The organism is Streptomyces sp. NPDC058195 (genome assembly GCF_042883525.1).
GTDB lineage: Bacteria > Actinomycetota > Actinomycetes > Streptomycetales > Streptomycetaceae > Streptomyces.
Window position 1 is genome coordinate 1 of the sequence record NZ_JBHVVM010000063.1, and the last position, 5691, is coordinate 5691.

5 protein-coding genes are annotated in these 5691 nt (G+C 70.2%); 2 read left to right on the forward strand and 3 right to left on the reverse strand.

What is annotated here, in order from left to right:
* The first annotated feature begins 197 nt into the window (after window positions 1-197).
* Window positions 198-563 carry a YwqJ-related putative deaminase gene (locus ACFVWY_RS35385; RefSeq protein WP_389879014.1) on the forward strand — a complete coding sequence of 122 codons (366 nt, stop codon included), beginning with the start codon at window positions 198-200 and terminating at the stop codon, window positions 561-563.
* 76 nt (window positions 564-639) lie between these two features.
* Here ACFVWY_RS35385 and ACFVWY_RS35390 read toward each other — a convergent pair whose 3' ends face one another.
* Complete coding sequence (locus ACFVWY_RS35390) at window positions 640-1266, reverse strand: hypothetical protein (RefSeq protein WP_389879015.1); 627 nt, start codon at window positions 1264-1266, stop codon at window positions 640-642.
* A gap of 9 nt (window positions 1267-1275) precedes the next feature.
* On the reverse strand, window positions 1276-2418 hold the full coding sequence (locus tag ACFVWY_RS35395) for a hypothetical protein (RefSeq protein ID WP_389879016.1): 1143 nt from the start codon (window positions 2416-2418) through the stop codon (window positions 1276-1278).
* Window positions 2419-2581: 163 nt separating this feature from the next.
* Here ACFVWY_RS35395 and ACFVWY_RS35400 point away from each other — a divergent pair, with 163 nt between their 5' ends.
* Entirely contained in the window at window positions 2582-2962 is a 381-nt protein-coding gene (locus tag ACFVWY_RS35400) for an Imm1 family immunity protein (protein WP_389879017.1), read from the forward strand.
* 12 nt (window positions 2963-2974) lie between these two features.
* On the opposite strand, the gene ACFVWY_RS35405 is transcribed toward ACFVWY_RS35400, so the two are convergent.
* A complete protein-coding gene (locus tag ACFVWY_RS35405; RefSeq protein WP_389879018.1) occupies window positions 2975-5092 on the reverse strand; it encodes a serine/threonine-protein kinase in 2118 nt (705 codons plus the stop codon).
* Window positions 5093-5691 lie beyond the last annotated feature (599 nt).

Genomic DNA, 5691 nt, shown 5'->3' on the forward strand with positions numbered 1-5691 from the left:
AAGCCTGGGGTGCAGTCGCGGTGATCAAGCCGGAGGCGATTCCGCAGTACACGGGTGATCTGGGTCAGCTGGAGAAGGATCACGCGTCTTTGACGTAGGACACGGGTCATATCCGGGAGACCGGGCCTTCGGTTCCTACGGGGCTCCAGGCGCTGTCGGCGCATTACAGGGCTCCGGAGGCGGAGCAATTCCCCGCCGTGGCCTCCTCCTTGCTGATCGGCGGCCAGGTGGTCAGCCACACCAGCCTGATCGGCGAGGGGACGCCTCGCCTCCATCCCGCCGTCACGTCGTTCGTCGCATCGCTGCCCGCCGACGTACGCAAGCCGTTCACTGGCCGCTGCGCCGAGTCGGCGCTGGTGTCAGACCAGCTGTGGTCCCTCGACTCCACGCGCGGCGACGACCGCACGACCACGCTCGCCGAGGCCGGACCGCACTTCGCGGGCTCCATCGTCCTCTCCAAGATGATCCGCGGCGAGGGACACCCCGATCACGGCAGGACCACGCAGCCGTGTGAGGTCTGCGGACTGCTGCTGCGGGAGCTCGGCGTACAGGTGGTGTCCTGACGGAAGGCGTGACGGCTGTCGGCCTGCCCCGGGAACGCCGGTCCCGGCCCGGGAGGCCGGGCGGGCACCGGCTGCCCTAACACCGCAGCCCCACGACCCCCCATCCCCGGACGGCCGCCGCGTCGAGGACGCGGGCCCATTCGGTCAGCAGGTGGACGAAGCCGTAGTCGAAATCGGCGGGCCGACCGTCAAAGGACACGGCCGCGGTGTGTTCGGCGAACGGTTCACGCAGGCCGTCGAGGAGAGGGCGGACGCGCTGCCAGGTCGCGGCCAGCTCCCGGACGCTCTCCGGTGAACAGGCGCGCATCAGGCCGATCCCGCCCTCCGGGTCGTCGGAGAAGAAGTCGCGGTCCGTGCGGCCCGACTCGCCGTCCGGGCCGTCCCAGATCAGGCCGAGCAGGAAGTCGTCCAGTTCGGCGCGCACCAGCGGGGCGGCGTGGTCCCGTACGTGGTCCCAGTGGTGCGTGGCCCAGAAGTGCGGCTTGTACGAGCCGAGGGTGTACAGGAACTGGTAGACGGCGAAGCGGTCGCTGTTCGGGCCCTTCGGCCACTCCCAGTCCCCCTGCACGGACGGCGCCTCGTAGTCCCACAGCCCCGTCTCATCGGCGTCCCAGGCGCGGTGCAGCCTCAACAGCCTTTCCTGCGCGGGCACTTCACCGAGCCACGACCAGTCGACGATCAACACCGTGATGTCCACACCCATATGGAGAGGCTACCGATCACCGCCCGGAGCCGCAGCGAGGGCAGCGACGCGTTCGCGCCACGGGACAGGGGGCTCCGGCTGGTCGTCGTCGCCGGACGTCCGGCGGCGGAAGATCCGCCAGGCCGCGTCCTGGCTGCACGCGAGGCAGTGGGTCTCCTCGGGATCGGCGGTCCGGAAGACGTGCTCCTCGCCCGGCCCCGCGCACGTGACGAGCCGCGAGACCAAGGACCTGGACGGGCGCACGGGTGCCGATGGCGTCGCCGGAGCGGCTACGGGCTCCGGCAGCTTGGTCAGCAGGCGGTACCGCAGGAAGCCGACCGCCGACCGCACGCCGTCCGCGGGCAGTTCGTTCGCCAGCGCCCTTCTCAGACCGGCGGCGTCGATCCCCCGGCGCATCCACTCCGCCGCGAGCCCGCCGAGCCCTCTGGCCTCCCTCACGCCCAGGTGGAGCTGGGGATTCACATGCCGGAGGGAGAGCAGGACCCGTTCGCCCTCGGTGACTTCGGGAGGGACATCGCCGGCTTCGGACGCCGCCTGTTCGGGTTCGGTCACCGGCTCGGCTTCCGTCGCCGGTTCCGTCTGCGTCGCCGGTTCGGCTCCCGCCCCGGGTTCGGCTTCGACAGCGGCAGCCGGTCCGGCCTCGGCAGTCGGTTCGGCTTCGGCAGTCGGTTCGGCTTCGGAGGGTGGGTGGGAGTAGTTCTCCACCCGTTCTTCATCCACCGGTTGTGAGCGCCCGGCCACCGGACTGCCCGGACGGCCGACCGTCGGTTGCCGCGCACTCGGAGGAGCTGCCGTCGCGGGAGACGCCATCGGCGTCAACGCCATCCCGTCACGTACCTCGCGCGCCTGCTCCTCCGTCAGGGGCAGGTTGGCGAAAAGCTGGTCGGTGACCCAGAGGCCCCGCGGGCCCTGCCGCCGCCACTCGTGGACGTACCCGTGGGCGGTCAGCTGCGCCTTGGCCTTCTGGTACGCGCGGCCGGTGATCCCGAGCTCTCGGCCGTACTCGCTCAGCGCGCGCCCCAACTCGCCCTCCGGTAAGCCCTGTACGTACAGCAGGAGGATCTTCGCGTCGCTGGCCATGCGCCGGTGGCGCACGATGTCGTGCGAAGCCTTCGTGTAGCGCCGGGAGGGCGGGATAGCATGCCAAAGCATCTCGGTGGACCTCACTTGTCCGCTTGCGGTGAAGGCCCTCGGGACGGTGTTGGTAGCACCACCGGGGGCCGCTCCGCACACGGAGGCGCACGGAGCGTGATGACGCGATCACGGTACCGCATGAATGCGGGCGCCCTGTCCCTGATGTGGGATTGTGCGGGGCATGGTTGATTCCTGGGTTTTTGTCGACGGTGCCCTCCCGGCGTCCGCCGACACCGTGACGGAGGCACTCCGGGCGCGGATCGCCGAGGGCGCGCTCGAATCGGTGCTGGAGAGTTCGGCCGGGAGGACCCTGTTCGTCGTCAGCAACACCGAACGGGCCCTGGTGATGCTGCTCGACCGCCCCGGCGATCCGGGCGAGCACGCCACGGACCCCCGCGCGGATTCGGCGGACTGGAGCGACGGCTACGTCCTCGCCAACGGGCAGGAGGACGAGTACCCCGACGCGGAGACCGTGCCGCTCGCCGAAGCGCTGCGCATCGTCCGCCACATCCTCACCACGGGCCGTCCGCCGTCCGACGCGTCATGGACGATCGACCGCTGATCGCGGACGGCCTCAGGAAGACGTGCACTCCGCGAGCTTCGGCTTGTTCGGGGGGCTCGTCCTGTCCAGCAACGGGCCGAGGTGGTCGGTGAACAGCTTCTCCCAGACCCCATCGGCCATGATCTGCCGCAGCGCGGAACACACCTCTGCCTTCAGCCCCGTCTCGTCCGGCTTCATCCCGACGCCGTACCCCTCCGCGCCCGGACCGCTGTCCAGCCGCTTCAGCTCGGCGGGGTTGCGCTTGACGAACCCGGCGAGGATGACGTCGTCCGTACTCACGGCGTAGACCGACGACTTGGGGTTCAGCAGGTCGCCGACGCACCGGTCGTAGCCGTTCGGCAGCGAACGCGTCATGTTGTATCCGGCCTTGGGCAGCCATGACTCGTACGTCGAGCTCCGCGCCGTACAGACTTCGTACTGCCTCTGCTCCAGCATCCGGGCGTCGTCGATCGACACCCGTTTCGCCTTCTTGCGGACCATGAAACCCCGGCTCGCCACGTAGTACGGCCCGGCGAAGGCGACGCTGTAGTCGGGGGCCTTCGCGTGCTTGCGCTCGTCGGTGATGCTGTAGGTGGCGATGACCAGGTCCACGTCGCCCTTCTGCAGTATCGTGCTCCGGTTCTCGCTGCTCACGGACTGGAAGGTGACCTGGTCGCGCGTGTAGCCCATGTCCTGTGCGATGGCGTAGGCCAGGTCGATCTCGTAGCCGCGGTACGTGCCGTTCCTGCCCTTCACGCTCAGCCCTGGCTGGTCGGCCTTGACGCCCACCTTCAGTATGGGATGCGTGGTGATGTACGGCTCCGACTCGCCGCCCCGCCCCGTCTTCCCGCCCGGCCCCTGAGCTCCGCCTCCCTGCATCCGCTCGGCGGCGAACCAGCCCGCGCCGAGGACCAGGGCACCGCAGACGACGGCCGCCGAGAGCTTCAGCCACAGGGGACGGCGCTTCTTCGGGCTCTGGTTCTGGTTCTGGCTCTGATTCTGGTTCTGGTTCGGACTCTGGTGCTGGTTCTGGTGCTGGTTCTGGTTCGGTGGGGGCGGGGGCTGGAGGGGTGGCTCAAGGCTCCCGGAGCCGGAGTCGGAGCCGGAGCGGGAGTCCGAACCGGCGCCGGAGCTGGAATTCGGACCGGCGCCGGAGCCGGAGCCGGGCTGGCCTTCCTCCTGTGCCTCCCGCACCGGCTCCTTGCCCGCCCGCTCCCCCGCCGACTGCCCCACGGGGACCGGCGCGGTACGGCGGAGTATGTCGCGGAGCATGACCTCCGCGCTCTCGGCGCTCAGTCGGCGGTTCGGATCCTTGTGCATCAACTGACCGACGACACCGGCCAGTTCCTCGCCGTACTCCATCGGCAGAGGGGTGGACCGGCAGGCGGCGACCAGCACTTCGTACTCGTTCGGCCGGTCGAAGGGGTGCCTGCCCTCGGCCATCTCGTACAGCGTGACACCCAGCGACCACAGGTCGGACGCGGCGGTCGCGTGGCTCTCCTGCGAGGTCTGGCTGAGGATCTCGGGCGCCAAGTACTTGAAGGTGCCGATCAGTTCACCGGCTTTGGTGAGCGGGGCGGCCCCGGCGAAGGTCGCGATGCCGAAATCAGCGAGGATCGCGAAGTCCTCCTTGGCGAACAGGATGTTGGCCGGCTTCACGTCACGGTGCACCACCCCCGCCTCGTGCACCGCGCGCAGACCGCTCAGCACCTGGAGCCCGATCGCCGCGGTGCGCCGTACCGGGAGGCGGCGTTCGGCGCGCATCAGGTCCGCGAGCGAACGCGCGTCGAGCAGGTCCATCACGATCCAGACCTGGTTGCCGGACTCGACCCGGTCGTGCACCGCCACCACGTTCGGGTGCCGGATCTTGGCGATGGCCGCGGCCTCGCGCCGGGCCCGCTGCATCATCTGCTCCTGCGTGGCCGCCCCGACGGCGTCCCTGCTGAGCAGGCCCTTCACCGCTACGTGCCGGTCGAGGCGGGTGTCCAGTGCCTCCCAGACCTCGCCCATCCCGCCGCGGCCGAGGCTGTGCAGGAGTTCGTAACGGCCGTCGATCACGATGTGCGGTACGGGGGCCACAGGCAGGTTGGCCGGCTCCTGGGACTCCGGGTTCCCCTCGGGTTCCGGCTCCGGCGCGGGCTCCGGCCACAACCGGGCATCCTCGGTCGAGTCGCTCCGGGGAGAGCCGCCCGCCCGGCCGTCCTCAGCTCCACGGGGCGCGTCGGCGCTGGCCCCGTGGCCCGCATCGCGACCAGCCGTACCCTCACTGTGCATGCGACCCCCTGTGGACTACATGGATGAACCAGACTAGACGCTCGGTCATATCCACAACGCATAGCGCCTTTTGTGTTCTTGTCGCGCCGAGTTCTGGCCCCCTCCTCTCCGTACGGACCGTCGGCGCCGTTGCCCGGAAGGGCAGAGGGTGTTGCCCTTCCGACTGCTCCCCCGCCTCTACGCGGTCGGCGGCGGCGGCCAGCAGGCTGAGGCGGCGAGTGGGCTGCGCGTCGGAGGCCGGGAGGGCGGATGAAGGCGGTTCCTGGGCAGGACGCCGCCACCAAGGTGGCGCGTTCCCCCGCGCCTGCCCTCGCCCCCTCCCCCCGGGCCAGTGGTCTGCGTCATTTGCAGCGTGCGGCGGGGAATCGTGCGGTGGCCCGGCTGGTCGCGCAGCGCTATACCGCTCCGGTGAAGCCGTCTGCGGCCCAGGCTCCTGGTTTCCGGAAGGTGAAGGCGGATGTCGCGGCGAAGCGGAC

Excerpts from the sequence above, each read along its gene's own strand:
- ACFVWY_RS35400 (WP_389879017.1), top strand. The coding sequence starts at position 2,582 with ATGGTTGATTCCTGGGTTTTTGTCGACGGTGCCCTCCCGGCGTCCGCC.
- ACFVWY_RS35390 (WP_389879015.1), bottom strand. The coding sequence starts at position 1,266 with ATGGGTGTGGACATCACGGTGTTGATCGTCGACTGGTCGTGGCTCGGT.
- ACFVWY_RS35395 (WP_389879016.1), bottom strand. The coding sequence starts at position 2,418 with ATGCTTTGGCATGCTATCCCGCCCTCCCGGCGCTACACGAAGGCTTCG.